General features: G+C 74.5%; 1 protein-coding gene. It reads left to right on the top strand.

Going from position 1 to position 325, the window contains the following annotated elements:
* Positions 1-325 (top strand): HAMP domain-containing protein (locus ACEN88_RS34920; RefSeq protein WP_413347014.1); only part of this gene is annotated, 325 nt, incomplete at both ends.

Raw genomic sequence — 325 nt, 5'->3', positions numbered from 1 at the left:
GGCCCCGACGCCGCCACGGTCCGGCGCGCGGTGGAGGTGAATGGCCGCACGGTCGGCTACCTGGCCGTGGTCCGCGACGCCCGTCCCGGCGACGCGCTGGGCTATGCCTTCCTGCAGCAACTGACCAGCAGCCTGTGGCAGATCGTCGCGCTCGCGGTGGCCCTCAGCGCCGTCGCCGCCATGCTGCTGGCGCGCCACTTCCGCAGCCCGATCCGGCAACTGGCGGCGGGCAGCCGGACACTGTCCGAGGGCCATTTCGACCTGCGCCTCCCCGCGCGGCGCAGCGACGAACTGGGCGACCTCGCGCGCCACTTCAACGCCCTCG

This window comes from Massilia sp. CT11-108 (genome assembly GCF_047302915.1).
Classification (GTDB): Bacteria; Pseudomonadota; Gammaproteobacteria; order Burkholderiales; family Burkholderiaceae_D; genus Telluria; species Telluria orientalis.
The sequence above is the reverse complement of the archived record's forward strand: the minus strand, read 5'-3'. Positions and strand labels throughout refer to the sequence as shown.